The 23,701-nt window shown below is 74.6% G+C and carries 20 protein-coding genes; 12 read left to right on the top strand and 8 right to left on the bottom strand.

The genetic code is table 11. The features are described from left to right. Positions 1-8 precede the first annotated feature (8 nt). From H2O74_RS10760 to H2O74_RS10730, 7 genes are all read left to right on the top strand, one after another. Positions 9-743, top strand: coding sequence for an aspartate/glutamate racemase family protein (locus tag H2O74_RS10760; RefSeq protein WP_182111582.1), 735 nt, complete (start codon positions 9-11; stop codon positions 741-743). Further along, positions 740-1,264 (top strand): acetolactate synthase small subunit, encoded by a 525-nt coding sequence (ilvN, locus tag H2O74_RS10755; protein ID WP_182111581.1) that lies wholly within the window; start codon positions 740-742, stop codon positions 1,262-1,264. The genes H2O74_RS10760 and ilvN overlap by 4 nt, the downstream gene beginning before the upstream one ends. 48 nt (positions 1,265-1,312) lie before the next feature. Next, positions 1,313-2,341, top strand: a complete 1,029-nt coding sequence (gene ilvC, locus H2O74_RS10750; protein ID WP_182111580.1) for a ketol-acid reductoisomerase — start codon at positions 1,313-1,315, stop codon at positions 2,339-2,341. A 266-nt stretch (positions 2,342-2,607) separates the two neighbouring features. Beyond that, positions 2,608-3,651, top strand: a complete 1,044-nt coding sequence (locus tag H2O74_RS10745; protein ID WP_182111579.1) for a 3-isopropylmalate dehydrogenase — start codon at positions 2,608-2,610, stop codon at positions 3,649-3,651. Between the two features lie 80 nt (positions 3,652-3,731). Continuing rightward, on the top strand, positions 3,732-4,862 hold the full coding sequence (locus H2O74_RS10740) for a branched-chain amino acid aminotransferase (RefSeq protein ID WP_182111578.1): 1,131 nt from the start codon (positions 3,732-3,734) through the stop codon (positions 4,860-4,862). 330 nt (positions 4,863-5,192) lie between these two features. Continuing rightward, the gene (gene cimA / locus H2O74_RS10735; RefSeq protein ID WP_255491564.1) at positions 5,193-6,788 is read left to right on the top strand and encodes a citramalate synthase; all 1,596 of its coding nucleotides are present in this window, start codon (positions 5,193-5,195) and stop codon (positions 6,786-6,788) included. Positions 6,789-6,886: 98 nt separating this feature from the next. Continuing rightward, positions 6,887-8,428 (top strand): hypothetical protein, encoded by a 1,542-nt coding sequence (locus H2O74_RS10730; protein WP_182111576.1) that lies wholly within the window; start codon positions 6,887-6,889, stop codon positions 8,426-8,428. A 17-nt stretch (positions 8,429-8,445) separates the two neighbouring features. Here H2O74_RS10730 and H2O74_RS10725 read toward each other — a convergent pair whose 3' ends face one another. Continuing rightward, positions 8,446-9,489 (bottom strand): glutathione S-transferase family protein, encoded by a 1,044-nt coding sequence (locus H2O74_RS10725; protein WP_182111575.1) that lies wholly within the window; start codon positions 9,487-9,489, stop codon positions 8,446-8,448. A 108-nt stretch (positions 9,490-9,597) separates the two neighbouring features. Between H2O74_RS10725 and H2O74_RS10720 the strand changes: the two genes are divergently transcribed. Next, positions 9,598-10,647, top strand: a complete 1,050-nt coding sequence (locus H2O74_RS10720) for a biotin/lipoate A/B protein ligase family protein (RefSeq protein ID WP_182111574.1) — start codon at positions 9,598-9,600, stop codon at positions 10,645-10,647. Positions 10,648-10,677: 30 nt separating this feature from the next. Here H2O74_RS10720 and H2O74_RS10715 read toward each other — a convergent pair whose 3' ends face one another. Together H2O74_RS10715 and H2O74_RS10710 are read right to left on the bottom strand one after the other, a co-directional pair. Further along, complete coding sequence (locus H2O74_RS10715; protein WP_255491563.1) at positions 10,678-14,202, bottom strand: ABC transporter ATP-binding protein; 3,525 nt, start codon at positions 14,200-14,202, stop codon at positions 10,678-10,680. 157 nt (positions 14,203-14,359) lie between these two features. Then, positions 14,360-15,064: a YggS family pyridoxal phosphate-dependent enzyme gene (locus tag H2O74_RS10710; RefSeq protein ID WP_182111573.1), complete on the bottom strand. Its 705-nt coding sequence runs from the start codon at positions 15,062-15,064 to the stop codon at positions 14,360-14,362. 110 nt (positions 15,065-15,174) lie between these two features. On the opposite strand from H2O74_RS10710, the gene H2O74_RS10705 reads away from it, so the two are divergent. After that, positions 15,175-15,567, top strand: a complete 393-nt coding sequence (locus H2O74_RS10705) for a YccF domain-containing protein (protein ID WP_182111572.1) — start codon at positions 15,175-15,177, stop codon at positions 15,565-15,567. A 9-nt stretch (positions 15,568-15,576) separates the two neighbouring features. Here the strand turns inward: H2O74_RS10705 and ybaK are convergent, their stop codons facing one another. From ybaK to H2O74_RS10685, 4 genes are read right to left on the bottom strand one after another with little or no spacing between them, the layout of a single operon-like run. Then, the gene (ybaK, locus tag H2O74_RS10700; protein ID WP_182111571.1) at positions 15,577-16,071 is read right to left on the bottom strand and encodes a Cys-tRNA(Pro) deacylase; all 495 of its coding nucleotides are present in this window, start codon (positions 16,069-16,071) and stop codon (positions 15,577-15,579) included. 28 nt (positions 16,072-16,099) lie between these two features. Further along, the gene (locus H2O74_RS10695; protein WP_182111570.1) at positions 16,100-16,852 is read right to left on the bottom strand and encodes a YqjF family protein; all 753 of its coding nucleotides are present in this window, start codon (positions 16,850-16,852) and stop codon (positions 16,100-16,102) included. 10 nt (positions 16,853-16,862) lie between these two features. Then, positions 16,863-19,478, bottom strand: a complete 2,616-nt coding sequence (locus H2O74_RS10690; RefSeq protein ID WP_182111569.1) for a DEAD/DEAH box helicase — start codon at positions 19,476-19,478, stop codon at positions 16,863-16,865. Between the two features lie 43 nt (positions 19,479-19,521). Then, positions 19,522-20,403 carry a 3-methyladenine DNA glycosylase gene (locus H2O74_RS10685; protein WP_182111568.1) on the bottom strand — a complete coding sequence of 294 codons (882 nt, stop codon included), beginning with the start codon at positions 20,401-20,403 and terminating at the stop codon, positions 19,522-19,524. Between the two features lie 77 nt (positions 20,404-20,480). Here H2O74_RS10685 and H2O74_RS10680 point away from each other — a divergent pair, with 77 nt between their 5' ends. From H2O74_RS10680 to H2O74_RS10670, 3 genes are all read left to right on the top strand, one after another. Then, complete coding sequence (locus tag H2O74_RS10680; protein WP_182111567.1) at positions 20,481-21,203, top strand: maleylpyruvate isomerase family mycothiol-dependent enzyme; 723 nt, start codon at positions 20,481-20,483, stop codon at positions 21,201-21,203. A gap of 19 nt (positions 21,204-21,222) precedes the next feature. Continuing rightward, positions 21,223-21,693 carry a ribonuclease HI gene (gene rnhA, locus H2O74_RS10675; RefSeq protein ID WP_182111566.1) on the top strand — a complete coding sequence of 157 codons (471 nt, stop codon included), beginning with the start codon at positions 21,223-21,225 and terminating at the stop codon, positions 21,691-21,693. A 68-nt stretch (positions 21,694-21,761) separates the two neighbouring features. Then, positions 21,762-22,580 carry a methyltransferase domain-containing protein gene (locus tag H2O74_RS10670; RefSeq protein ID WP_182111565.1) on the top strand — a complete coding sequence of 273 codons (819 nt, stop codon included), beginning with the start codon at positions 21,762-21,764 and terminating at the stop codon, positions 22,578-22,580. Between the two features lie 4 nt (positions 22,581-22,584). Here H2O74_RS10670 and H2O74_RS10665 read toward each other — a convergent pair whose 3' ends face one another. Next, on the bottom strand, positions 22,585-23,691 hold the full coding sequence (locus H2O74_RS10665; protein ID WP_182111564.1) for a heparan-alpha-glucosaminide N-acetyltransferase domain-containing protein: 1,107 nt from the start codon (positions 23,689-23,691) through the stop codon (positions 22,585-22,587). Positions 23,692-23,701: the final 10 nt, after the last annotated feature.

Genomic DNA, 23,701 nt, shown 5'->3' with positions numbered 1-23,701 from the left:
GGGCCGCGATGCGCCGCATCGGCCTCATCGGCGGCACGTCCTGGGAGTCGACCGCCTCGTACTACGCGGGCCTCAACCGCGGGGTGCGCGAGCGGCTGGGCGGCACCCACTCGGCCGACCTCGTGCTGCGCTCGGTCGACTTCGCCGAGGTCGAGGTGCTCCAGGTCGCGGGGGACTGGCCGGCGCTCGGGCGCCGCTACCAGGTCGAGGCGTCGGCGCTCGCCGCCGCGGGCGCCGAGGTGGTCGGCATCCTCGCCAACACCATGCACCTGGTGCACGACGACGTGGTGCGCGGGGCCGGGCCGGACGTGCGCGTGGTCCACGTGGTCGACGCCGTCGCTGCGGCCGCCACCGCGCTCGGTGCCACGCGGGTCGGCCTGCTGGGGACGCGCTACACGATGTCCTCGCGCGCCCTGTACCCGGACCGGATGGCCGTGGTCGGCGTCGACGTGGTCGTGCCCGGGCCGGACGACGCCGACCTGGTGAACCGCGTGATCTACGACGAGCTCGTCCAGGGCCAGGTCCGCGAGGAGTCGCGGCGTGCCTACCTCGACGTCGTCGCCCGCCTCGCGGACGCCGGCGCGCAGGCCGTCGTCCTCGGCTGCACCGAGCTCTCGCTGCTGCTGGACGCCACGACGCCGGCGCCGGTCCCGCTGCTCGACAGCACGTCCCTGCACGTCACAGCCTTGCTCGACGCGGCCCTGGCGCCGCGACCCGTCCTCGAAGAAGAAGGTGCAGCATGAGCCGGCACACCCTCTCCGTGCTCGTCGAGAACAAGCCGGGTGTCCTGACGCGAGTCGCGGGCCTGTTCGCCCGCCGCTCGTTCAACATCCACTCGCTCGCGGTGGGCCCCACCGAGCACCCGGAGATCTCGCGGATCACCGTCGTCGTCGACGTCGCCGAGCTGCCGCTCGAGCAGGTGACGAAGCAGCTCAACAAGCTGATCAACGTCATCAAGATCGTCGAGCTCGAGGCCGACGCGTCCGTCCAGCGCGAGCTGCTGCTCGTCAAGGTCAGGGCCGAGCCTGCGGTGCGCTCGCACGTCCTGGAGGTCGTCACGCTGTTCCGCGCGCACGTCGTCGACGTCGTGCCGGACGCCGTGACCATCGAGGCCACCGGCGGGCCGGGCAAGCTCGAGGCGCTCCTCGCGGCGCTGGAGCCCTTCGGTATCCGCGAGATCGTCCAGTCGGGCACCGTCGCCATCGGCCGCGGCTCCCGCTCCATCACCGACCGAGCGCTGGAACGCGTCAGCCGCTCGGCCTGAGACCCACCACACTGCTGCACGACACCTACGTACCAAGGAGACCCTCCCGTGGCTGAGCTGTTCTACGACGACGACGCCGATCTGTCCCTCATCGCCGGCCGGAAGGTCGCGGTCATCGGCTACGGCAGCCAGGGCCACGCGCACGCGCTCAACCTGCGCGACTCGGGCGTGGACGTCCGCGTCGGCCTGCGCGAGGGCTCGCCGTCGCGTGCCAAGGCCGAGGAGCAGGGCCTGCCGGTCCTGAGCGTCGCCGACGCGGTCAAGGAGGCCGACGTCGTCGTCGTCCTCGCGCCGGACCAGGTCCAGCGGCACATCTACCGCGACGAGATCGCGCCCAACCTGCGCGAGGGTGCGGCCCTGGTCTTCGGGCACGGCTTCAACATCCGCTACGGCTACATCAAGCCCGAGGCCGGCCACGACGTGTTCATGGTCGCGCCCAAGGGCCCGGGTCACCTCGTGCGCCGCGAGTACGAGGGCGGGCGCGGCGTGCCGGTCATCGTCGCCGTCGAGCAGGACGCGTCCGGCCAGGCCTGGGACCTCGCGAAGTCCTACGCCAAGGCCATCGGCGGCCTGCGCGCGGGCGGCATCAAGACGACCTTCACCGAGGAGACGGAGACCGACCTCTTCGGCGAGCAGGCCGTGCTGTGCGGCGGTGCCTCGCAGCTGGTCCAGTACGGCTTCGAGACGCTGACCGAGGCGGGCTACCAGCCCGAGGTCGCGTACTTCGAGGTGCTGCACGAGCTCAAGCTCATCGTCGACCTCATGGTCGAGGGCGGCATCGCCAAGCAGCGCTGGTCCGTGTCGGACACGGCCGAGTACGGCGACTACGTCTCCGGGCCCCGGGTCATCTCGCCCGAGGTGAAGGAGAACATGAAGGCCGTCCTCGCGGACATCCAGAACGGTGCGTTCGCGGAGCGGTTCATCGCCGACCAGGACAAGGGCGGGCCGGAGTTCACCGAGCTGCGGGCCAAGGGCGAGGCGCACCCCATCGAGGCCACCGGGCGCGAGCTGCGCAAGATGTTCTCCTGGATGAAGGACTCGGACTCCGACTACGTCGAGGGTTCCGCCGCCCGCTGACCCGCGCGGCACCGCGAGAGCGGAGCCCCGTGCCCACCGCGGAGCGTCGTGCCCACCCGCGGAGCGTCGTGCGGTGACCGCGGAGCCTCGTGCCGCGACACGCCGGCGTGTCGCGGCACGGCGCTCCGCGCTCGTGGGGTGGTCCGGTGCGGGGTGGTCCGGTCCGGTCCGGTCCGGGTGGGCGGTCCGGTGCGGTCCGGGTCGGTGGATGGCTACAGGTTTGACGAACGTCCCGCGGAGCGGGGCGAGGAGAGAGGTTCGCACGCATGGGACGCAACATCCGGCTCGCCGTCGTCGCGGGTGACGGCATCGGGGTCGAGGTCGTGGAGCAGGGGCTCCGGGTCCTCGACGCCGCGCTCGCGGGACAGGACGTGGACGTCGCCACGACCGAACTGGACCTCGGAGCCCAGCGCTGGCACCGCACGGGGGAGACCCTGACGGACGCGGACCTCGCGACGATCCGGGAGCACGACGCGATCCTCCTCGGCGCGATCGGTGACCCCGGCGTGCCCTCCGGTGTGCTGGAGCGCGGGCTGCTGCTCCGCCTGCGGTTCGAGCTCGACCACTACGTCAACCTGCGGCCGGCGCGTCTGTTCCCCGGGGTGCGCTCGCCGCTCGCCGAGCCGGGCGACGTCGACTTCGTCGTCGTGCGCGAGGGGACCGAGGGGCCGTACGTCGGCAACGGCGGCGCCATCCGCGTCGGGACGCCGGCCGAGGTCGCCAACGAGGTGAGCGTCAACACCCGCTTCGGCGTGGAGCGCGTCGTGCGCGACGCCTTCGCGCGTGCGCAGGCCCGGCCCCGCAAGCACCTCACCCTCGTGCACAAGCACAACGTCCTCGTCCACGCGGGGCACCTGTGGCGCCGCACGGTCGAGGCGGTCAACGCGGAGTTCCCCGACGTCACGACGGACTACCTGCACGTCGACGCGGCGACGATCTTCATGACCACCAAGCCGTCCCGCTTCGACGTGATCGTCACGGACAACCTGTTCGGCGACATCCTCACCGACCAGGCGGCCGCCATCACGGGCGGCATCGGCCTGGCGGCCTCGGGCAACATCAACCCGGACCGCACGACGCCGTCGATGTTCGAGCCCGTGCACGGCTCGGCCCCCGACATCGCCGGTCAGGGCATCGCGGACCCGACCGCCACGGTGCTCAGCGTGAGCATGCTGCTCGCGCACCTCGGGCTCGACGACGCCGCCGCGCGCGTCGAGGCGGCCGTCGCCGCCGACCTGGCCGAGCGCGGCGACCGAGTACGGTCGACGGCCGAGGTCGGGTCCGACCTCGCGGCGCGGGTCGCGGGCTGATCCCTCCGGCCGTCACCACCGGTACCGTCAGACCGAGCCGTCCGGGACGGCGCGGTCACCGCCCTGGTGAAAGGACCGACATGAGCACCACCACCCCCACCTCGGGGACCGCCTCGCACACCTCGGCGGCCGACGCCTTCGAGGTCCGCCCGAGCGACAGCCCGCGCACCGACGCCGAGCGCGCGGCGCTCATGGCGGCCCCGGTCTTCGGCACCGTCTTCACGGACCACATGGCGCGCATCGCGTGGTCGGTGGACGAGGGCTGGCACGACCGGCGCGTGGAGAAGCACGGGCCGCTCCAGCTCGACCCCGCGGCCGCCGTCCTGCACTACGGCCAGGAGGTCTTCGAGGGCCTCAAGGCCTACCGGCACGACGACGGCTCGGTCTGGACCTTCCGGCCCTGGGCCAACGCCGCGCGCATGGCGGCGTCGGCGCACCGCCTGGCGCTGCCCGAGCTGTCCGAGGCCGACTTCCTCGGCTCGATCGAGGCGCTCGTGCGCACCGACGCGGCGTGGGTGCCGTCAGGCGGCGAGACCAGCCTCTACCTGCGGCCCTTCATGTTCGCGTCGGAGACGTTCCTCGGCGTGCGCCCCTCGCGCGAGGTCCAGTACGTCGTCATCGCGTCACCCGTCGGGCCGTACTTCTCGAGCGGCGTGAAGCCGGTCTCGATCTGGGTCGTCCGGGACTACCACCGCGCCGGTCCCGGCGGCACGGGCTTCGCCAAGTGCGGCGGCAACTACGCCGCGAGCCTGCTCCCGCAGCAGGAGGCCTACGAGCACGGCTGCGAGCAGGTGTGCTTCCTCGACGCCGTCACGAACACCGAGCTCGAGGAGCTCGGCGGCATGAACGTGTTCGTGGTCAAGGCCGACGGGTCGGTCGCGACGCCGCCCCTCAACGGCTCGATCCTCGAGGGCGTCACGCGCTCGTCCGTCCTGACGCTGCTCGCCGAGGCGGGGCACGACGTCGCCGAGCGCTCCCTCCCGCTCGCAGAGGTCCGGGACGGGCTCGCGGACGGCAGCATCGCGGAGGTGTTCGCGTGTGGCACCGCCGCGGTGGTGACGCCGATCGGACGGCTGGCGAGCGACGACTTCGACCTCACCGTCGGCGACGGCGGCACCGGACCGGTCACGGCGTCGGTGCGCGCACAGCTGACGGACATCCAGCACGGCCGCGCCGAGGACCGCCACGGCTGGATGCACCGGCTGATCTGAGCGCCGGCGACGGCGTGCGCGGCCAGGACCCGGCCGCGCGCGTCGTGCGCCGCGGCGTGGGCACGCGCTTCCTACGGTGCCGTAGGTATGGCATCATCGGCGCGTGACCAGCCTCACCCTCATCATTGCGTAGCGCGTTCGGCCACCCGCCGAACGCGCAGACCTCCCGTATCCCGGGGGGTCTTTTTGTTGGTCCGGGCACCACCCACCGCCCGGCCCCGCGAACCGCCCCAGCCCCGGCACCATCCACGGCCGGGAGGGCGGCCCGCCGGTCACGCCGCCCACCAGCACCCGTTGCGCCCGCAGCACCGCTCGACGAGAAGAGCCACCGTGGAGAACTTCGACGTCTACGACACGACCCTGCGCGACGGTGCGCAGCAGGAGGGGATGAACCTCTCCGTCGCCGACAAGCTGGCCATCGCGCCGCTGCTCGACGAGCTCGGCGTGGGCTACATCGAGGGCGGCTGGCCGGGGGCCATCCCCAAGGACACCGAGTTCTTCCGGCGCGCGACCACGGAGCTCGAGCTCAAGAACGCCGTCCTGGCGGCCTTCGGCTCGACCCGCAAGGCGGGCACGCGGGCGGCCGACGACCCCCAGGTGCGCGCGCTGCTCGACTCGCAGGCGCCCGTCGTGACGCTCGTGGCCAAGCACGACGTCCGTCACGTCGAGCGGGCGCTGCGCACGACGCCGGAGGAGAACCTCGCGATGATCGGGGACACGGTCGCGTTCCTCGTGGGCGAGGGACGCCGGGTCGTGGTCGACGCCGAGCACTTCTTCGACGGCTACCGGTACGACGCCGGCTACGCGCTCGCCGCGGTGCGGGCGGGCTTCGAGGGGGGCGCCGAGTGCGTGTGCCTGTGCGACACGAACGGCGGCATGCTGCCCGACGGCGTCCACGAGATCGTCACGGCGGTCCGCGCCGAGGTCGACGGCCGCCTCGGGATGCACGCGCACAACGACTCGGGGTGCGCGGTCGCGAACACCCTCGCCGCGGTCCGGGCCGGCGCCGTGCACGTCCAGGGCACGGTCAACGGCTACGGCGAGCGCACGGGCAACGCGGACCTGCTCACCGTCGTCGCGAACCTCGAGCTCAAGGCCGGCCGGCCCGTCCTCGCCGACGCCGGGCTGCGCGACCTCACGCGCATCGCCCACGCCATCAGCGAGATCACCAACATCGCGCCCTTCGCGCGCCAGCCGTACGTCGGCGCGAGTGCCTTCGCGCACAAGGCCGGCCTGCACGCGAGCGCCATCAAGGTCGACCCGGACCTCTACCAGCACATCGAGCCGACGCTGATCGGCAACGACATGCGCATGCTCATCTCCGACATGGCGGGACGCGCCTCGATCGAGCTCAAGGGCCGCGAGCTCGGCTTCGACCTCGCGGGTCAGGGTGAGGTCCTCTCGCGCGTGACCAACCGGGTCAAGGACGCCGAGGCGCAGGGCTACACGTACGACGCGGCCGACGCGTCCTTCGAGCTGCTCCTGCGCGAGGAGATCGACGGTGCGCGCGCGCGCTTCTTCGACACCGAGAGCTGGCGCGTCATCGTCGAGACCGTGCCCGGCAACCCGTCGGAGGCGAACGCCGAGGCCACCGTGAAGCTGCACGTCGGCCCCGAGCGGGTGATCGCGACCGGCGAGGGCAACGGCCCCGTCAACGCGCTCGACCAGGCGCTGCGCAAGGCGCTCACCGGGACCTACCCCGAGATCGGCCGCTTCGAGCTGATCGACTTCAAGGTGCGCATCATGGACACCCAGCACGGCACCGACGCGGTCACGCGCGTGCTCGTCGAGACCATGGACTCGGGCGCGGAGACCACCTGGCGCACGGTCGGCGTCGGCCCGAACCTCGTCGAGGCCTCGTGGGAGGCGCTCGTCGACTCCGTCGTCTACGGCCTGCTCCAGGCGGGGGTCGAGAACCGCGGCTGACGCGCGGGGCGCCGCGGCGCCCCCTGCATGGCGTGCGCGCCGCTCGGCGCTCCACTAGGGTCGGGCGGCGCCGGCCGGCCCCGACCCGAGGAGCGACAGTGACGACGACGGACGACGGGCGCGTCCTGGCACGGGGCGCGGACGACGCGCCGCGTCCCTCGCCGGCCACCCGGGCCTGGCGCTCCGTGCGCGACGACCGCGGTCCCTGGGTCGCCCTGCTCGCCGGCGTGGTCGCGGGCGTCGTCGGGTGGCGCCTGGGGGTGACAGGGCTCTACCTCGGCGGCCTCGTCGTCACCGCCCTGGCCCTGGCGGTCGTCGTCGGCTCGAAGGACCGCGCGCGCGTCGGGCTCCTCGCGGCGGCGGCCGTCGTGGCCGGGGGCATCGCGGGACCGTGGCTCGGGATCCGCCTGGCCTACGCCGGGGCGGGGGTCGAGGTGAGCGGGGTGGAGTCGTACGCCGAGTACGTCGGCCACCTGGGGGACGTCGCCGTGCTCGCCCAGTCGTCGCAGCTCGTCGGGCTCGGCGGCGACGGCGACGCCGTCTGGGTCGCGGACGAGCCCGACCGGCGCCTGGTCTGGACCGTGGGGGAGGACCGGGTCCTGGTCCGCACCGGCGAGGAGCTCCGTGCGCGGGACGCGCAGGGTGCGGAGGTGTGGTCGGTCCCGTGGACGAAAAACCGGTTCCGGCCCGTCGCCGTCGCGGACGGCGTCCTGGTCGTGGAGTCGTGCGATCACGTGAGCCTCGCGGAGGGCATGTGCAGCTGGACGGGCCTCCGGGTCGCCGACGGGCGGACCGCGTGGGAGACGAGCGCTCCCGCCGGGGGCGCCCGGTGGGTGGCGTCGTTCGACGACCTGGCCTCGTCCGCGCCCGGCCTGCCGCCCACGTCCATCGTCGCGACGGGCACGGAGGCAGGGGGCGTGGCGCTGCTCGACGGGGCCACCGGCCGCACGCTCGGGGAGCTGGCGCCAGGACGCGAGGTCGTGCTCGTCGGCGACGCCGCCCTGCTGGTCACCACCGAGGGGGACTGCTCCGTCGAGCTCGTACGGGACGGGGCCACGGCCTGGACGACGCCGTTCGACTGCGAGCTCTGGCGCCCGTCCGAGCACCTCACCTTCCCGGCCGGCACGCTCGTGGGGAGCACGTTCTGGTTCGAGTCCTGGGACGACGGCGCGGGCAGGCTCGTCGTCGACCTCGAGGACGGGGCCGTCCGCACGGAGGCGTACGCGTTCACCAGCGGGACGTTCCCGTACGGCGACTTCGGCCCCGACGACCTCCCGGTGAACGTCCTCGCGGACGGCGTGGTCCTCGAGGTCACGGCCGGCGCCGTGATCGGCCGGACGCCCGAGGGCGAGGAGCGGTGGCGCGTGGGCATCCGGTCGCAGGACCTGCGCTCGCTCCAGGCCTCGGCGGACGTCGTCGTGCTGTCCCGCTACCCGCAGCCGCTGCTGCTCCACGAGTGGTTCGCGCGCGAGGACCGCTCGCGGGTCGTCGTGGACGTGCTGGACGCCCGGACCGGCGCGCTGCTCGCCGGCGTGCGGCAGGAGGCCTACCCGTGGAGCCCGACGATCGTGGGGGACCGCGTCCTGATGGAGGTCGACGGCGCGAACGAGCGGGGCGGCCTGCGCCTGGTCGGTGGCTGACCCGCTCGCCGTCGCGCTCAGCGCAGCGGCGTGTGCGCGGGCTCGACCCGCTCGCCGTCGCGCACCGGGCCCGGCGGCGTGCCGTCGCCGAAGGGGCGTCCGCCCAGCGCCTCGCGCCCGTGCGGGGTCAGCCAGCCCGTGAGGTCCGGGCCCGCGGGCACGATCCCCGTGGGGTTGATGTCCGTGTGCACCACGTAGTAGTGCCGCTTGATCTGCTCGAAGTCCACCGTGTCCCCGAAGCCGGGCGTCTGGAACAGGTCCCGCGCGTAGGCCCAGAGCGCCGGCATCTCCGTGAGCTTGTTCCGGTTCGCCTTGAAGTGCCCGTGGTAGACCGCGTCGAACCGCACGAGCGTCGTGAACAGGCGCACGTCGGCCTCGGTGATCGAGTCGCCGACCAGGTACCGGCGGTCGGTGAGGCGCTCCTCGAGCCAGTCCATCCCGGCCCACAGGCGCGCGTAGGCGTCGTCGTACGCCTCCTGCGAGCCCGCGAAGCCGCACCGGTAGACGCCGTTGTTGACCTCGGTGAAGACGCGCTGCGCGACCTCGTCGATCTCGGCGCGCAGTCGCTCCGGGTACAGGTCCGGCGCTCCGTCCCGGTGGTGCGCGGTCCACTGCGTCGACAGGTCCAGGGTGATCTGCGCGAAGTCGTTCGTCACGACCGCGCCGCTCGGCACGTCGACGATCGCGGGCACCGTGATGCCGCGGGGGTACTCCGGGTCGCGTGCGAAGAACGCCTCCTGCAGGCGCTCGATGCCGAGCACCGGGTCGCGGCCGCCCGGGTCGAGGTCGAACGTCCAGGAGCGCTCGTCGTGCGTGGGTCCCGGCAGACCGAGGGAGAGGGCGTCCTCCAGGCCGAGCAGGCGGCGCACGATGATCGCGCGGTTGGCCCACGGGCACGCGCGGGCCGCGATCAGGCGGTAGCGACCTGGCTCGACGGGCCAGCCGTCGCGCGCGTCGGTCGTGATGCGGTCGGTGAGGTACCGGGTGTCCCGCTGGTAGTCGCTGCCCTTGACCGCGTACCGGCCCCCCTGGGAGTGCTCGGGTCGCTCGTCGTCGTTCACGGGTGCTCCGTCCGCCAGATCGTTAAGGCTTCAACGATCCTATCCGCCCCTGGCGAACGAGGCCCGGCAGGCGCGTGACGCGCCGCGGACGCGACCTAAGGTGATCGGATGCGCGGAGAGTACAAGGTGCCCGGTGGGAAGCTCGTGGCCGTCGACGTCGAGGTCGACGACGGCCGGATCAGCCGGGCGGCGGTGAGCGGGGACTTCTTCCTCGAGCCGGACTCGGCGCTCGAGTCGATCGACGGCGCGCTGCTCGGGATGCCCGAGACGGCCTCGGTCGCGCAGCTCACGCACGTGGTCGAGAGCGTCCTGGGCGACGACGTCACGATGGTCGGCTTCAGCGCGGACGCCGTGGCCGTCGCCGTGCGCCGTGCGCTGGGGCACGCGTCACGCTGGGAGGACCACGAGTTCGAGGTCGTCCACGAGGGCCCCGAGCAGCCCGCGATGCACATGGCGCTCGACCAGGTCCTCGCCGAGGAGGTGGGCGAGGGTCGACGTCGGCCGACCCTGCGGATCTGGGAGTGGGGAGCGCCCGCGGTCGTCATCGGCTCGTTCCAGTCGCTGCGCAACGAGGTCGACCCCGAGGGGGCCGAGCGCCATGGCATCACCGTCGTGCGTCGGATCTCGGGCGGCGGCGCGATGTTCATCGAGCCGGGCAACACGATCACCTACTCCCTCACCGTCCCCGGCTCGCTCGTCGAAGGGCTGAGCTTCGAGCGCTCCTACGCGTTCCTGGACGACTGGGTGCTGGGCGCCCTGCACGACCTCGGCATCGACGCCACCTACGTGCCGCTCAACGACATCGCGTCGCCCGCGGGCAAGATCGCGGGCGCGGCGCAGAAGCGCATGGCCAACGGCGCCGTGCTGCACCACGTGACGATGGCCTACGACATCGACGCCTCGAAGATGACCGAGGTGCTCCGCATCGGCCGGGAGAAGATGTCGGACAAGGGCACCAAGAGCGCCAACAAGCGCGTGGACCCGCTGCGCTCGCAGACCGGCATGGCCCGCGCCGACGTCATCGAGGCGTTCAAGGAGCACTTCCGCAGCCGCTACGCGACGGTCGACGGCGCCGTGACGCCGGCCGAGCGGGCCCGGGCCGAGGAGCTGGCCCGCACCAAGTTCTCGACGCAGGAGTGGACGGCGCGCGTGCCGTGAGCCCCGGGCCCGGCACCTGCCGGGCCCGTGTCACCCCGCCAGGTGGCCCCACTCCTCGGCCAGGTCCTCCCAGCGGCCGGTCGCGGCCACGCGGCCCTCGTCGAGCACGACGACCCGGTCCGCGCGCTCGAGCGCCGAGCGCTTCGAGCTCGCACCCACGACCGTGACGCCTCGGCGGTGCAGCGCGTCCCAGACCTCGAGCTCGGTGCGGGCGTCCAGCGCGGAGGAGACGTCGTCGGCGACGAGCAGCTCTGCCTCGGTGGCCAGCGCCCGCGCCAGGGCGAGGCGCTGCACCTGCCCGCCGGAGAGGCGTACGCCCCGGTGGCCCACGAGCGCGCCGTGGCCCCCCGCGTCCTCGACGTCGCGGCGCAGCCGGGCGTCGTCGACCGAGGCCTCCACCCCACGGGCGTGGTCCAGGCTGATGTTGTCCGCGAACGTGCCCGAGAGCACGCGCGGCACCTGGCCGACGTAGGCGACCTGGCCCGGGCGCAGGAACAGCTGCGGGTCGTCCACCTCGGCGTCGTTCCAGCGGATGCTGCCCTCGTGGTCCACGAGGCCCGCGAGCGCCGCGAGCAGGCTCGACTTGCCGGCGCCGACCCGGCCCGTGACGAGCACCAGCTCACCCGCCTCGATCGTGAGGTCGACCCCTGACACACCGACGGTGCCGTCGTCGTGCACGGCGTCCAGACCGGCCAGGGTGAGCCGGCGCAGCGGGACCCGCGGCGCGGGCAGCGGCGCGGGTGCGGCCCCGTGGACCAGGTCGACCCCGGGCGGCACCGCGACGAGGTCGGAGCGGCCGGCGAGGGCGCCGGTGGCCTGGAGCCAGCGCCGTGCCACGGGCGCCTCGGTGACCGCCGCCCCCGCGACGGTGCCGAACCAGCCCGAACCGGTGACCGTCGTGCTCACGAGCAGCGCGGTCGCCAGGTCCCACACCCCGGTCAGGTACGCGGCCCATGCGGCGACGATCCCGAGCTGGACGAGGACGGCGGGCACGCCCTCGAGCAGCGAGCGGACCCGCAGCTCCCGGACCGACGCGGTGACCCGGCGTGCGTCGACCCGCTCCAGGTAGGCCCGGACCGCCGGTGTCGCGGCCGCGAGCTTGACGGCGCGGGCCCCGTCGAGCGCCGAGACCAGGGTCCGCCCGAACCGGGCGCGCTCGTCACCGGCGACCCGTGCCGAGCGTCCCGCGACGGGTGCGCCCAGCGCGGACACCAGCGCCGAGACCGCGAGCACCGCCGCGAGCACGGCGCCCGCGAGGAGGCTGCGCCCGGCCACGCACGTGGCCACCACGAGCAGGGTGCCGTTGACCACGTCCACCCAGCGGTCGGCGTAGAGCACGAGCCGTTCGCTGTCGAGAGCGCGGGCGGTGACCTCCCCGGGCGGGGTCCGGGCGAGGCGCTCCTGGCTGGTCTGGCCGACAAGCACCGCGAGCCGCATCCGCAGCGTCACCGCCGACCACCACAACGGGTAGACCCGGAACGCGAACGCCACCACGAGCGGCGCCAGCAGCAGGCTCGCGCTGAGCCCGGCAGCCTCCGCCCACGGCGTTCCCCCCTGGGTGAGGCCCTCGACCAGGCGGCCCCACAGCCACCCGGTGACCACGCCGTAGGCGCCCACCAGCGAGCCCACCAGGAACGCGACCGCACCGGCCGCACCCCATCGCGGGTAGGCGGCGACCAGGCGCAGGACGGTGCGCGCGAGCCGTGGGGTCGGCGCCTGGGGGACGGGGCGTGGGTCGCGGCGCACACCCCGCGCGGGCAGCGGGGCGCTGGTCGTCACGGTGACGGTCTCCCCGCTCGAGGCGAGCAGGTCCCGGAACGGGCCGGGCTCGGCGGCCACGACCTCCCGCGGGCCGTGCTGGACCACCCGGCCGCCGTCGAGCACGGCGACGGCGTCGCACCGACGCGTCGTCGAGAGCCGGTGGGCGATGACCACGCCGGTGCGTCCGGCCAGGAGCCGCTCGGACGCGCGGGTGACGCGGTGCTCGGTCTGCGGGTCCATGCGGGCGGTCGCCTCGTCGAGCACCACGACGCCGACGTCACGGACCAGGAGCCGGGCGAAGGCCACGAGCTGCTCCTCGCCGGCCGAGAGCGTCGTGCCCCCGGTGCCCAGGCGCGTGTCGACGCCGTCGGGCAAGGAGGCCACCCAGTCCTCGAGCCCGAGCGCCGCGAGGGCAGCGAGCACGCGCTCGCGCGGGACGTCCTCGAACAGGGTCACGTTCTCGGTCAGGGTCGCCGCGAGGATCTCGGTGCGCTGGGTGACGACGCCCACCGCGCGGCGCAGGCCGTCCAGGTCGGTCGTCGTGACGTCCTGCCCGCCGACCAGCACCGTCCCGGGCGGCGGCTCGACGGCGCGTGAGAGCAGCTTGGCGAGCGTGGACTTGCCCGCCCCGGTGCGCCCGACGAGCGCGCACGTCGTGCCCGCGGGCACGGTGAGGTCCACGTCCTGCAGGGCGAAGCCGCCCGGGTAGGTGAAGGTCAGCCCCCGGATCTCGAGCGCGAGCGGGCCGGCGGGGACGGGTGCCCCCTCGGCGTGCTCCGCCGGGGCCTCGAGGAGCGAGCCCACGCGCTGCAACGCGCCGAGCCCGGCCTGCAGCTCGGGCAGGTGGTGGCTGACCTGGTTGAGCTGCCCCACGAACGTGGTCACCAGCAGCCACAGGGTCACCAGGGCCGCGACGTCGAGTCGTCCGCCCGAGACCAGCGCCACGCCCGCGACGGCGAGGCCTGCCAGCAGGGCGTGCAGGAGCAGGCCGGTGCGCATCGTCACGGCCACCGACGCCCGGCAGGTGGCGGTGACCCGTGAGAGCACGGCGCTGGCGCGCTCGGCGTACTGCCGCACGACGTGCGCCTGGCCGAGCGAGGAGCGCACGTCGTCGCGTCCGGTCACGGCCTCCTCGAGCTGGGCCGAGTGGTCGGACCAGGCGACCTCCTCGGCGAGCTTGCGGCGTGCGAGCTCGGGCGTGAGCCGGCGTGCCACCAGCACCACGAGCGCCGCGACGAGCGGGAAGGCGACCCATGCCGGCCACCAGGTGAGCCCGGCGACCACCCACGCGAGGACCGAGCGCAGCAGCGAACGGCCCATCGCCCAGCCGGTGCGGCTCAGCGTGACCCCGAGCTGGCGGGGGTCGTCGTCGACCCGGTCCATGAGCTCGCCCACGGCCTGCTCCTCGAGCACCGGCAGCGGCTGGCCGAGGGCGGCCCCCAGCAGGTCGGCGCGCAGGCGTCCCTCGGCGCGGCCGACAACGGCTGCGAAGAGGGTGCGCCCCCAGGTGTCCAGGACCGTCGCGGTGAGCAGCAGGACCGCGAGCCCCAGGACGAGCGTCGAGGTGGGGGACTCGGCGAGCCGTCCGGCCACGACGGAGGCCAGCGTCTCCCCGACGGCGGCCACGACCGCCAGCACGAGGGAGGCGGTGGAGGCCGGTCCGGCGAGCCGGCGCCAGGTCAGGGGCGCGGGGCCGGGCCGGTCGTGGCTGCGCGCACCCGCCCCGGCCGCCTCCCGGCCGGGGGTGTCCGTCCCGGTCGACGTCTGCCCCGCTGTCGTCACCTGCGCTGCCACCTGCACGCTCCACTGGTCCCGCCACCCGTGCGGTCACGAGGGCCCTCCACGCTAGCGGTGGGCACCCACACCGGTCGCAGCGATATCGGAGACGCTCCGGGGTGGGCGGGGGCGCGGGTGGGCGGCTGCGCGCGCCGGGTGCGTGGCCGCGTCGTGCTCAGGCGTGGGGGCGCTCGCCGAACACGGCCGTGCCGAGGCGCACGATGGTCGCGCCGTGGGCGACCGCGGCCTCGAGGTCGCCGCTCATGCCCATGGACAGCCCGCCGGCCTCCGCGGTGCCCGGGGCGCTGGACGCCACCAGCGCATCGCGCAGCTCCCGCAGCTGCGCGAAGCCCGCCGCGACCCGGCCGACGTCGCGCGAGTGCGCGCCGATCGTCATCAGGCCGGTGAGCCGCAGCCGGGGGAGCGCGGCGACGGCGACGGCGAGGTCCAGCGCGCGATCGGGCGCGACGCCGGCCTTGGTCGGCTCCGCGGAGACGTTGACCTGCACCATGACGTCCAGGTCCCGGTCCAGCACCTCGCACCGCCGCGACAGCCGCTCGGCGAGCCCGAGGTCGTCGACGCTCTGCACGCCGTCGGCGTAGCGCAGGGCGAGGTTGACCTTGTTGCTCTGCAGGCGGCCGATGACGTGCAGCGTCGGGCGCAGGTCGCCCAGGGCGGGTGCCTTCGCGACGAGCTCCTGGACCTTGTTCTCGCCGAGCAGGTCGGCGCCCGCGAGCACCGCCTCGCGCACGACGTCGGCCGGCATAGTCTTGGTCGCGAGGAGCACCCGCACGTCGGCGGGGTCGCGGCCGGCGGCCCGCGCGGCATCCGCCACGCGATCACGGACGACGGCGAGGCGCTGGGCGACGGGGTGCGGCACAGCGTGACCCTACCGAGGCCGTGACGACCGGCCGGCGACGGGAAGCCTCAGGGGCGGGACCAGGGAGGTCCCGGATGTCATGGCGGCGGCGGATAGGGCACGGTGGACCCGTGCGCACGCTCCTGAACCTCATCTGGCTCGTCTTCGCCGGCTTCTGGCTCGCCGTCGGCTACGCCGTAGCGGGCGTCATCTGCTGCGTCCTCATCGTGACGATCCCGTTCGGCATCGCCTCGTTCCGGATCGCCGGCTACGCGCTGTGGCCGTTCGGCCGCGCGGTCGTGGACCGGCGGGACGCGGGCGTCATGTCCGCCCTGGGCAACGTCATCTGGGTGGTCGTGGCCGGCATCTGGCTGGCGATCGGCCACGTCCTGACGGCGATCCCGCTCTTCGTGTCGATCATCGGCATCCCGATGGGCATCGCGAACCTCAAGATGATCCCGGTCTCCCTCATGCCGCTGGGCAAGGAGATCGTCGAGACCGACCGGCCCTTCGGCTCCCGCTGAGGGCGCGGGTCAGTCGCGCGCGATCGGCGCGAGGACGGCGTCCGTGAGCCGCACGAGGTCGGCGGGCGCGAGCTCGACGTCGAGCCCGCGGCGCCCGCCCGAGACGAAGACGGTGTCGAACAGCTCGACCGTCTCGTCGACGACGGTCGGGTGGGCCGTCCTCTGGCCGAGCGGCGAGATGCCACCGACGACGTAGCCCGTGGCGCGCTCGGCGGCCGGCTTCTCGGCCATGACCGCCTTCTTGCCGCCCACGGCGGCGGCGAGGGCCTTGAGGTCGAGGCGGCCCGTCACGGGGACGACGGCGACGGTGAGCTCGCCGTCCACCTCGGCCATGAGCGTCTTGAAGACGCGCTCGGGCTCGACGCCGAGCGCCTGCGCGGCCTCGAGGCCGTACCCGACGTCGGACGCCGGGTCGTGCTCGTACGGGTGCGCGGTGTGCGGCACGCCCGCCGCCGCCAGCGCGACGAGCGCGGGCGTGCCGGTCGGCGCGTGCTTCTTGGCCACCTCCGCAGCGTACCGAGGTGCCCCGACGTCACCGGTCCCGCGGTGCGGTGGACGGCGGGCCGAACACGGCGTGGACCCCGCGTGAGAACAGCACCGAGTCGGGCGGGCGCGGGCCGACGGGGAGGGCGCACGCGTCGACCAGCGACGCGTCGAGGGCGAGCAGCTCCGCGTCCTGCAGCGGCCACGGCTCGTGCCGGTTGCGCAGGTAGAGCGTGCGGCCCAGGCGCTCGCTGTGCAGCGCCCACCGGGCGGTGAGGAAGGCGTCCAGCGGGTCGCCCGCCGGCCGGGGCGCGCCGGGCCGCACGACGACGCGGGCGCTCGCCGCGGGCGACCGCGGCCACCGCCGGCGCGAGGTGTAGGTCAGCACCCCGTCGCGCTCGACGACGCGCATCCGGGCCCAGGCGTAGGGCAGCCCCGCCGTCCACCGGGCGCCGAGGACGAAGCCGAGGCGGGCCGCCTCCATCGTCCGGAACACCACGCCGCGCCGCCCGCGCACGTCCACGCAGTACAGGCGGACGTTCGTCTCCGCGAAGGCGCCGAGCCACGGCACCGCCGGCCCGCGCGCGAGGCCGCCGCCGGAGGTGCGGAAGGGCACCAGGCCGAGCCAGCTCGAGCCGTCGTGGACGTCGGGCACCGTGCCCGGCGGCAGGAGCGGTGCGACGTCGGCCGGGTCCACCCGCCAGTGCACGAACGTCAGGTCGAGCCATGCCTGGCGCATCAGCGCCGGGCCGGGCAGCGGCGGGGGCGTCACGGACACGGCCTCGACCCGCGCCCTCGCCATCACGCCTCCCTCAGAGCCGGCCGGCGGCGGTGATCGTGAGCGCGACCTCGCCGCGCTCGTCGCTCGCGGCCAGGTCGACGACAGCGTCGATGCGCCAGTCGTGGTCGCCCGCCGGGTCGTCCAGCAGCTGGCGGACCTCCCACCGCGTCGCCCCCTCGGTGAGGAGCAGCAGCGCCGGGCCGCGCGCGGCCGGACCCGTGCCCACGTCGTCGTGCTCGTCGAAGTAGGGGTCCAGCGCGTCGCGCCACCGCTCGGCGGTCCACCGCTCGCCGTCGGCGTCGACGTCGCCCAGCGCGCCGAGCGCCTCCCAGCGCTCCCGTGCGACGAGCTCGACCCGCCGGAACAGGGCGTTGCGCACGAGCACGCGCAGCGCACGGACGTTGCCCGTCAGGGCCGGGGGAGCGACCTCGGTCGGCGCCGCGCCCTCGGCCTCGACCGCGGCGGGGTTGCTCAGGCGCTCCCACTCGTCGAGCAGGCTCGAGTCCGTGCCGCGCACGAGGGCCCCGAGCCACTCCACCAGGTCCTCGAGCTGCTCGTCGCGGCGCTCGGCCGGCACGGTCTGCCGCACGGCGCGGTAGGCGTCGGCGAGGTAGCGCAGCAGCACGCCCTCGGTGCGCTCGAGCCCGTAGACGGACACGTACTCCGTGAAGGTCATGGCGCGCTCGGCCATGTCCCGCACCACCGACTTGGGGGAGATCTCGTGGTCCGCGACCCACGGGTTGGTCTGCCGGTAGATCGCGAAGGTCGCCTCGAGCACCTCGGCGAGCGGCTTGGGGTAGCTGACGTCCTCGAGCGCCGCCATGCGCTCGTCGTAGTCGTAGCCCTCGGCCTTCATCGCGCCGATCGCCTCCCCGCGGGCCTTGCGCTCCTGCGCCATGAGCACCTGGCGGGGGTCGTCGAGCGTGGACTCGATGACGGACAGGACGTCGAGGGCGTAGGTGGGCGACTCGCGGTCCAGGACGTCGAGCGCGGCGTAGGCGAACGGCGACAGCGCCTGGTTGAGCGCGAAGTCCGGCGGGACGTCGACCGTGAGCCGCACGGTGCGGCGCCCGTCCGGCAGGGTGACGCGCTCGACGACGCCCGCCGCGCGCAGCGAGCGGTAGACGGCGACCGCCTGGCGCACGTGCCGGCCCTTGGCCGCCTCGGGCTCGTGGTTCTCGCGCAGCAGGCGCGTCATGGCCGCGACCGGGTCCCCGCGCCGCGCCAGGACGTTGAGCACCATCGCGTGGGTCACGGTGAAGCTCGAGGTCAGCGGCTCGGGGTCGGCGTCGCGCAGCCGCTCGAACGTCTTGTCCGTCCAGTTGACGGCGCCCTCGGGCGCCTTCTTCCGCACGATCTTCTTGAGCTTCTTCGGGTCGTCCCCGGCCTTGGCCAGCAGCTTGCGGTTCTCGATGACGTGCTCCGGCGCCATGACCAGCACCTCGCCGAGCGTGTCGTACCCGGCGCGGCCGGCGCGGCCCGCGATCTGGTGGAACTCCCGCGCGCTGAGGTGCCGCATCCGGGTGCCGTCGTACTTGACGAGCGACGTGAGCACCACGGTCCGGATCGGGACGTTGATGCCGACGCCGAGGGTGTCGGTGCCGCACACGACCGTAAGCAGGCCCTGCTGCGTGAGCCGCTCCACCACCCGCCGGTAGCGCGGCAGCATGCCCGCGTGGTGCACGCCCACGCCGTGCCGCAGGAGCCGGGACAGCGTCTTGCCGAAGCCCGTGCCGAAGCGGAAGTCGCCCAGCTCGGCCGCGATCGCGTCGCGCTGCGCGCGGGACGCCACGGTGGTGGAGAGCAGCGCCTGCGCCTGCTCGGCGGCCGCGGCCTGCGTGAAGTGCACGAGGTAGACGGGCGCGCGCCGGGTCGTGACGAGCTCCTCCACGACCTCGTGCAGCGGCTCCACGACGTAGGAGAACGTCAGCGGCACCGGCCGCTCGCTGCTCGTCACGGCGGCCACCGGCGTGCCCGTGCGCCGCTCGAGGTCGTCGACGAAGAAGCTGACGTCACCCAGGGTGGCGGACATGAGCAGGAACTGCGTGCGGGGCAGCTCGAGCAGGGGCACCTGCCACGCCCACCCGCGCTGCGGGTCGGCGTAGAAGTGGAACTCGTCCATGACGACCTGCCCGACGGCGTCGTCGCCCGGGACGGCCGGGTCGTCGTCGGGCAGCGCGTCGGCGAGCGGGTCGCCGGTGCGCTCGCCGCCGGTGCGCAGCGCGATGTTGGCGAGGATCTCCGCGGTGCAGCAGATGATCGGCGCGCCGGGGTTCACGCTGCTGTCGCCGGTCATCATGCCGACGTTCTCGGCGCCGAAGGCCGCCACGAGCGCGAAGAACTTCTCGCTCACCAGGGCCTTGAGCGGCGCCGTGTAGAAGGTGCGGCGCCCCTGGGCGAGGGCGACGAAGTGCGCCGCCATGGCGACGAGCGACTTCCCCGAGCCCGTCGGCGTCGCGAGGATCACGTGCGAGCCGGTGACCAGCTCGAGCACGGCCTCCTGCTGGGCCGGGTAGAGCTCGAAGCCGTGGTCCTCCGCCCAGCCGGTGAACGCCTCGTAGAGCGCGTCCGGGTCGGCGTCGGCGGGCAGGCGGTCCACCAGGCGCGGCGGGCTGACGGCGGGCGCCTCAAGCGCGGTGTGGCTCACCCGTCCATCGTCGCAGGCGCGCGGCGCACCGGTGCGCGTGGCCTCAGGGCCCGAGCACGTCCGCGCACACGGCCACGAGCCGGGACCGCAGGACGGCGGCCCGCTCGGCGAGCTCGCGCTGGGCCGCGACGTAGGTCCGCTTGCCCTCGGGCGTCTCGATGGGGACGGCCGAGTGGCCGAGCGAGGAGACGTCGTACGGCGACGCGCGCATGTCCAGGACCCGGATCTCCGCCGCGAGCCCGAAGCAGTCCAGGAGGAGCTCGCCCGGGACGGCCGGGCCGAGCTTGAGCGCCCACTTGAGGCAGTCCATGTTGACGTGCAGGCAGCCGGGCTGGTCGAGGTCGACCTGGGTCTCGCGCGTCGGTCGCAGCTCGTTGCGGGGGACCGCCTCGGGCGTGAAGAAGCGGAAGGCGTCGATGTGCGAGCAGCGCACCGGGTGCTGCTCGACCACGGCGTCCGTGCCGGACGCGCCGAGGCGCAGGGGCAGCCCGTGGCGCCGCTCCTGGTCGGGCTGCCGGTAGACCATCGCCCACTCGTGCAGGCCGAGGCAGCCGGTGTAGACCGGTCGCCCGGCCGTCGCCGCGAGGAGGCGGTGGACGTAGCGCACGGTGTCCCCGCGCTCGGCGAGCCAGGCGCGCACGTCGAGGCGGACGACGCCGTCCGTGGTCGCGTACCAGCGCCACGTCGCGTGCGGCGGCGCCTCGCCGGCCGTCTCGAGGCCCACGCCGGCGCCCGGGTGCCACCGCCGCAGCCGGGCGGGCGTCACGCCGTAGTAGTCGTAGAGGAAGTCCTCGACGGCGTCCTTCGTGCCCGCGGCGCGGCGGGCGCGCCGGGCCGCGGTCAGCGCGTCGGCGCGGTCGGCGTGGGCTCGTGCGAGGCCGTCCCAGGCCTCGCGCGCCAGCACGGTCGGTGTGGTCGTGAGCACGGCTCCAGCGTAGGTGGCGGCCGTGGCGCCGCGCCCCGGCCTTGCGCGCCGGTCCACGCTCGCCTGGGATGGGTGCCATGACGGACCTCGCCCTGCTCCTCGACGACATCCGCGGCACCGACCAGCGGCTCCTCGCTGCCGTGGACCAGCTCACCGACGACGACGTCCGCGCCCCGTCGCGCCTGCCGGGCTGGACGCGCGGCCACGTGCTGGCCCACCTGGTCGGCGTCGCCGGCGGAGCGGCCCGCCAGCTCGAGCACGCCGTCGCCGGGACGGAGCGCGTCGACTTCTACGACGGCGGCCGCGCCGGGCGCGACGCCGCGATCGAGCTCGGCGCGCGGGCCGGTGCCGGCGAGCATCGCGAGCAGCTGCGCGCGGCGCTCGAGCGCCTCGAGACGGCGCTCGCGGCCGTCGGGCCGGACGTGCTGGACGTCACCACCGGGTACCGCGACCGGCCCGTCAGCGCCGTCCTGACGATGTGGTGGCGCGAGGCCGAGGTGCACGCCGTCGACCTTGACCTGCCCGGGCTGACCACCGCGGCGTGGACCACGGGCCTGCGCGCGCACCTGGTGGACTACCTCGCGGACCGCGTCCCCGACGGCGTCCGGCTCGACCTCGCGGCGACGGACCGGCCCGCCGAGCGCCGCACGGTCGGCGCTGCCGACGGCGCGGTGGTCACCGTCCGCGGGACGGCCGACGACCTCGTGCTCTGGCTCGCCGGGCGTGAGCCCGCCGGTCCTGTCGCGGCCGAGCGGGACGGCGTCGCCGTGCCGCTGCCCGAGCTCCGGCCGTGGCCCTGAGCGCGCCTAGGGTGTGCGCATGCCCAGCGCGCCGCCGCCCCTGACCGTCGTCGAGATGTGGACCGACGGTGCGTGCAAGGGCAACCCCGGACCGGGCGGCTGGGGCGCCTGGATGCGTTCGGGCGAGCGGGAGCGCGAGCTGTGCGGCGGCGAGCCGGAGACGACGAACAACCGCATGGAGCTCACCGCGGTCATCGAGGGCCTGCGCGCGCTCACCCGCCGGTGCGCCGTGACGCTGCACGTGGACTCCACCTACGTCATGCACGGCATGACGCGCTGGCTGCCGGGCTGGAAGCGCAACGGCTGGATGACCGGGTCGAGGACGCCGGTGAAGAACAAGGACCTGTGGCAGGCCCTGGACGAGGAGGTCCGCGGCCACGACGTGACGTGGGTCTGGGTCAAGGGCCACGCCGGCGACCCGGGGAACGAGCGCGCCGACGCGCTCGCGAACCGCGGGGTCGACGTCGGCCTGGCGTCGGTCCCGCGCTGACGGGCCCCACGGCCGCCATCCGAGACGGGACGTCCCGAAACTTGATACACCGGCGCGGGTGCGGGTGAATGGACGGCGTGAGCGCCGACGTGTACACCCATGGTCACCACGAGAGCGTGCTGCGGTCGCACCGCTGGCGGACCGTCGAGAACTCGGCGGCCTACCTCGTGCCGGCCCTCGGCGCCGGGCAGAGCGTGCTGGACGTCGGCTGCGGCCCGGGCACCGTGACGATCGACCTCGCGCGGCGCGTGGCCCCGGGGCGCGTCGTCGGCGTCGACACGTCGGCCGCCGTCATCGAGCTCGCGCGCGAGGCGGCGGGGGACCTGCCCAACGTGGAGTTCCGCACCGGCGACGCCATGGCCCTCCCGTTCGACGACGACGCGTTCGACGTCGTGCACGCGCACCAGGTGCTCCAGCACCTGTCCGACCCCGTCAGCGCCCTGCGCGAGATGCGCCGCGTGACGCGCCCGGGAGGCGTGGTCGCCGTGCGCGACGCCGACTACTCCGCCATGACCTGGTACCCGCTGAGCGCCGGCCTCGACGAGTGGCTCGCGCTCTACCACGAGGTCACCGACGCCAACCGGACCGAGGCGGACGCCGGCCGCCGGCTCCTGTCCTGGGCGCACGCGTCCGGCTTCGCCCCCGAGCTGGTGACGAGCGGCGCCGACGCGTGGTGCTACTCGAGCCCGGAGGAGCGCGTGTGGTGGTCCGGCGTCTGGGCCGAGCGCGTGACGGCCTCGGCGTTCGCCGAGCAGGCGGTGGCCTACGGCCTCGCGGACGACGTCGCCCTGGAGGTCCTCGCCGACGCGTGGCGCGCCTGGGGTGAGGCCGAGGACGGCTGGTTCGCCGTGCTCCACGGCTGGGTCCTGGCGCGCGTCCCGTCGTAGGCGCTCACCGGGGTGCGCCCGTCACAACGGGCGGTGGGGGCGGGGGCGGCGTGCCGGCCGGGACGCCCACGAGCCTGCGTCCCGCGGGCACGAGGGTGTCGGCGACGACGGTGGACCACTCGTGGAGCAGACGTTCGAGCGGGCCGCGGCCGAGCGTCGCGCGCCAGGCCCACGTCGTCGCGAGCGTGACGAGGACGAAGGCCGCGAGAGTCACGTTGCTCGCGTTCCACACCACGCCGTCACCGAGGACGGCGATCGCGACGAGCTGGGCGCAGTACGCGGTGAGCGCGAGCGCACCGGTCGCCGCGAGCGGCGCCGCGAGGCGGGAGCCGTACCGGGAGACCACCAGGCAGCCGGCGAGCAGGAGGAGCGAGACGCCGATGTTGCCGACGACCTCGGGCGCCGAGTTGGCGTGCGGCTCGACGGCGAGCAGCGCGCGGCGCACGGTGTGCTGCGGCGCGATCCGCGCCGAGCCGAGCGCGCCGACGCCGTACCCGACCACCGCCGCGGCGAGGCCCGTGAGGGCCAGGCGCGGGGCGGCGCCGTCGGCGGCGAGGTCCGTGCGGCCGAGCGCCACGCCGACGAGCAGGTACGCCATCCACACGACGGCGGGGTAGTGGGCGCCGACGAGCACGTCGAGCGGTTGCGGGGTCCCGAGCACGAACGACGTCGCGGTCGCCGCGCGCGCGTAGACCCAGACCACCGGCCCGAGGACGACGAGGAGGCCCGCGACGGCGAGCAGCGTCCGGCGGCGCCACCCGAGCGCGAGCGAGACCAGCGCGAACATCACCGCGTACGTCGGCAGGATCACCGCGACCGGCGTGCCCAGGGCGATCATGACCGCGCCCAGGGGCCACAGCAGCAGGGCGCGGGCCAGGACGCGGACCACGGCGTGCCGTCGGCGCGCGCCGACGTGCGGGCGCGGGCCGCCGCTCAGGAGCGCTGCCGAGACGCCCGCCAGGAGCGCGAAGGTGGCGGCCGAGCGTCCGTCGGCGACGCCCAGCCAGCCCGACGCCGACCACCACGGGCCCTCGGCGTCGCCCACGTGCGCCGCGAACATGCCCAGGACCGCGAGGCCCCGCAGGAGGTCGACCGCGACGATGCGCTGCACAGCGAGAGCG

The sequence above is a fragment of the Actinotalea sp. JY-7876 genome (assembly GCF_014042015.1).
Taxonomy (GTDB): domain Bacteria; phylum Actinomycetota; class Actinomycetes; order Actinomycetales; family Cellulomonadaceae; genus Actinotalea.
Note: the sequence above shows the minus strand (reverse complement) of the source record. Positions and strands in the feature narration are given on the sequence as shown.

Coding starts and splice junctions, on each gene's coding strand:
- ilvN (WP_182111581.1), top strand. CDS start 740: ATGAGCCGGCACACCCTCTCCGTGCTCGTCGAGAACAAGCCGGGTGTC.
- H2O74_RS10670 (WP_182111565.1), top strand. CDS start 21,762: ATGGACGGCGTGAGCGCCGACGTGTACACCCATGGTCACCACGAGAGC.
- H2O74_RS10720 (WP_182111574.1), top strand. CDS start 9,598: ATGCGCGGAGAGTACAAGGTGCCCGGTGGGAAGCTCGTGGCCGTCGAC.
- H2O74_RS10740 (WP_182111578.1), top strand. CDS start 3,732: ATGAGCACCACCACCCCCACCTCGGGGACCGCCTCGCACACCTCGGCG.
- H2O74_RS10695 (WP_182111570.1), bottom strand. CDS start 16,852: ATGGCGAGGGCGCGGGTCGAGGCCGTGTCCGTGACGCCCCCGCCGCTG.
- rnhA (WP_182111566.1), top strand. CDS start 21,223: ATGCCCAGCGCGCCGCCGCCCCTGACCGTCGTCGAGATGTGGACCGAC.
- H2O74_RS10745 (WP_182111579.1), top strand. CDS start 2,608: ATGGGACGCAACATCCGGCTCGCCGTCGTCGCGGGTGACGGCATCGGG.
- H2O74_RS10680 (WP_182111567.1), top strand. CDS start 20,481: ATGACGGACCTCGCCCTGCTCCTCGACGACATCCGCGGCACCGACCAG.
- H2O74_RS10760 (WP_182111582.1), top strand. CDS start 9: ATGCGCCGCATCGGCCTCATCGGCGGCACGTCCTGGGAGTCGACCGCC.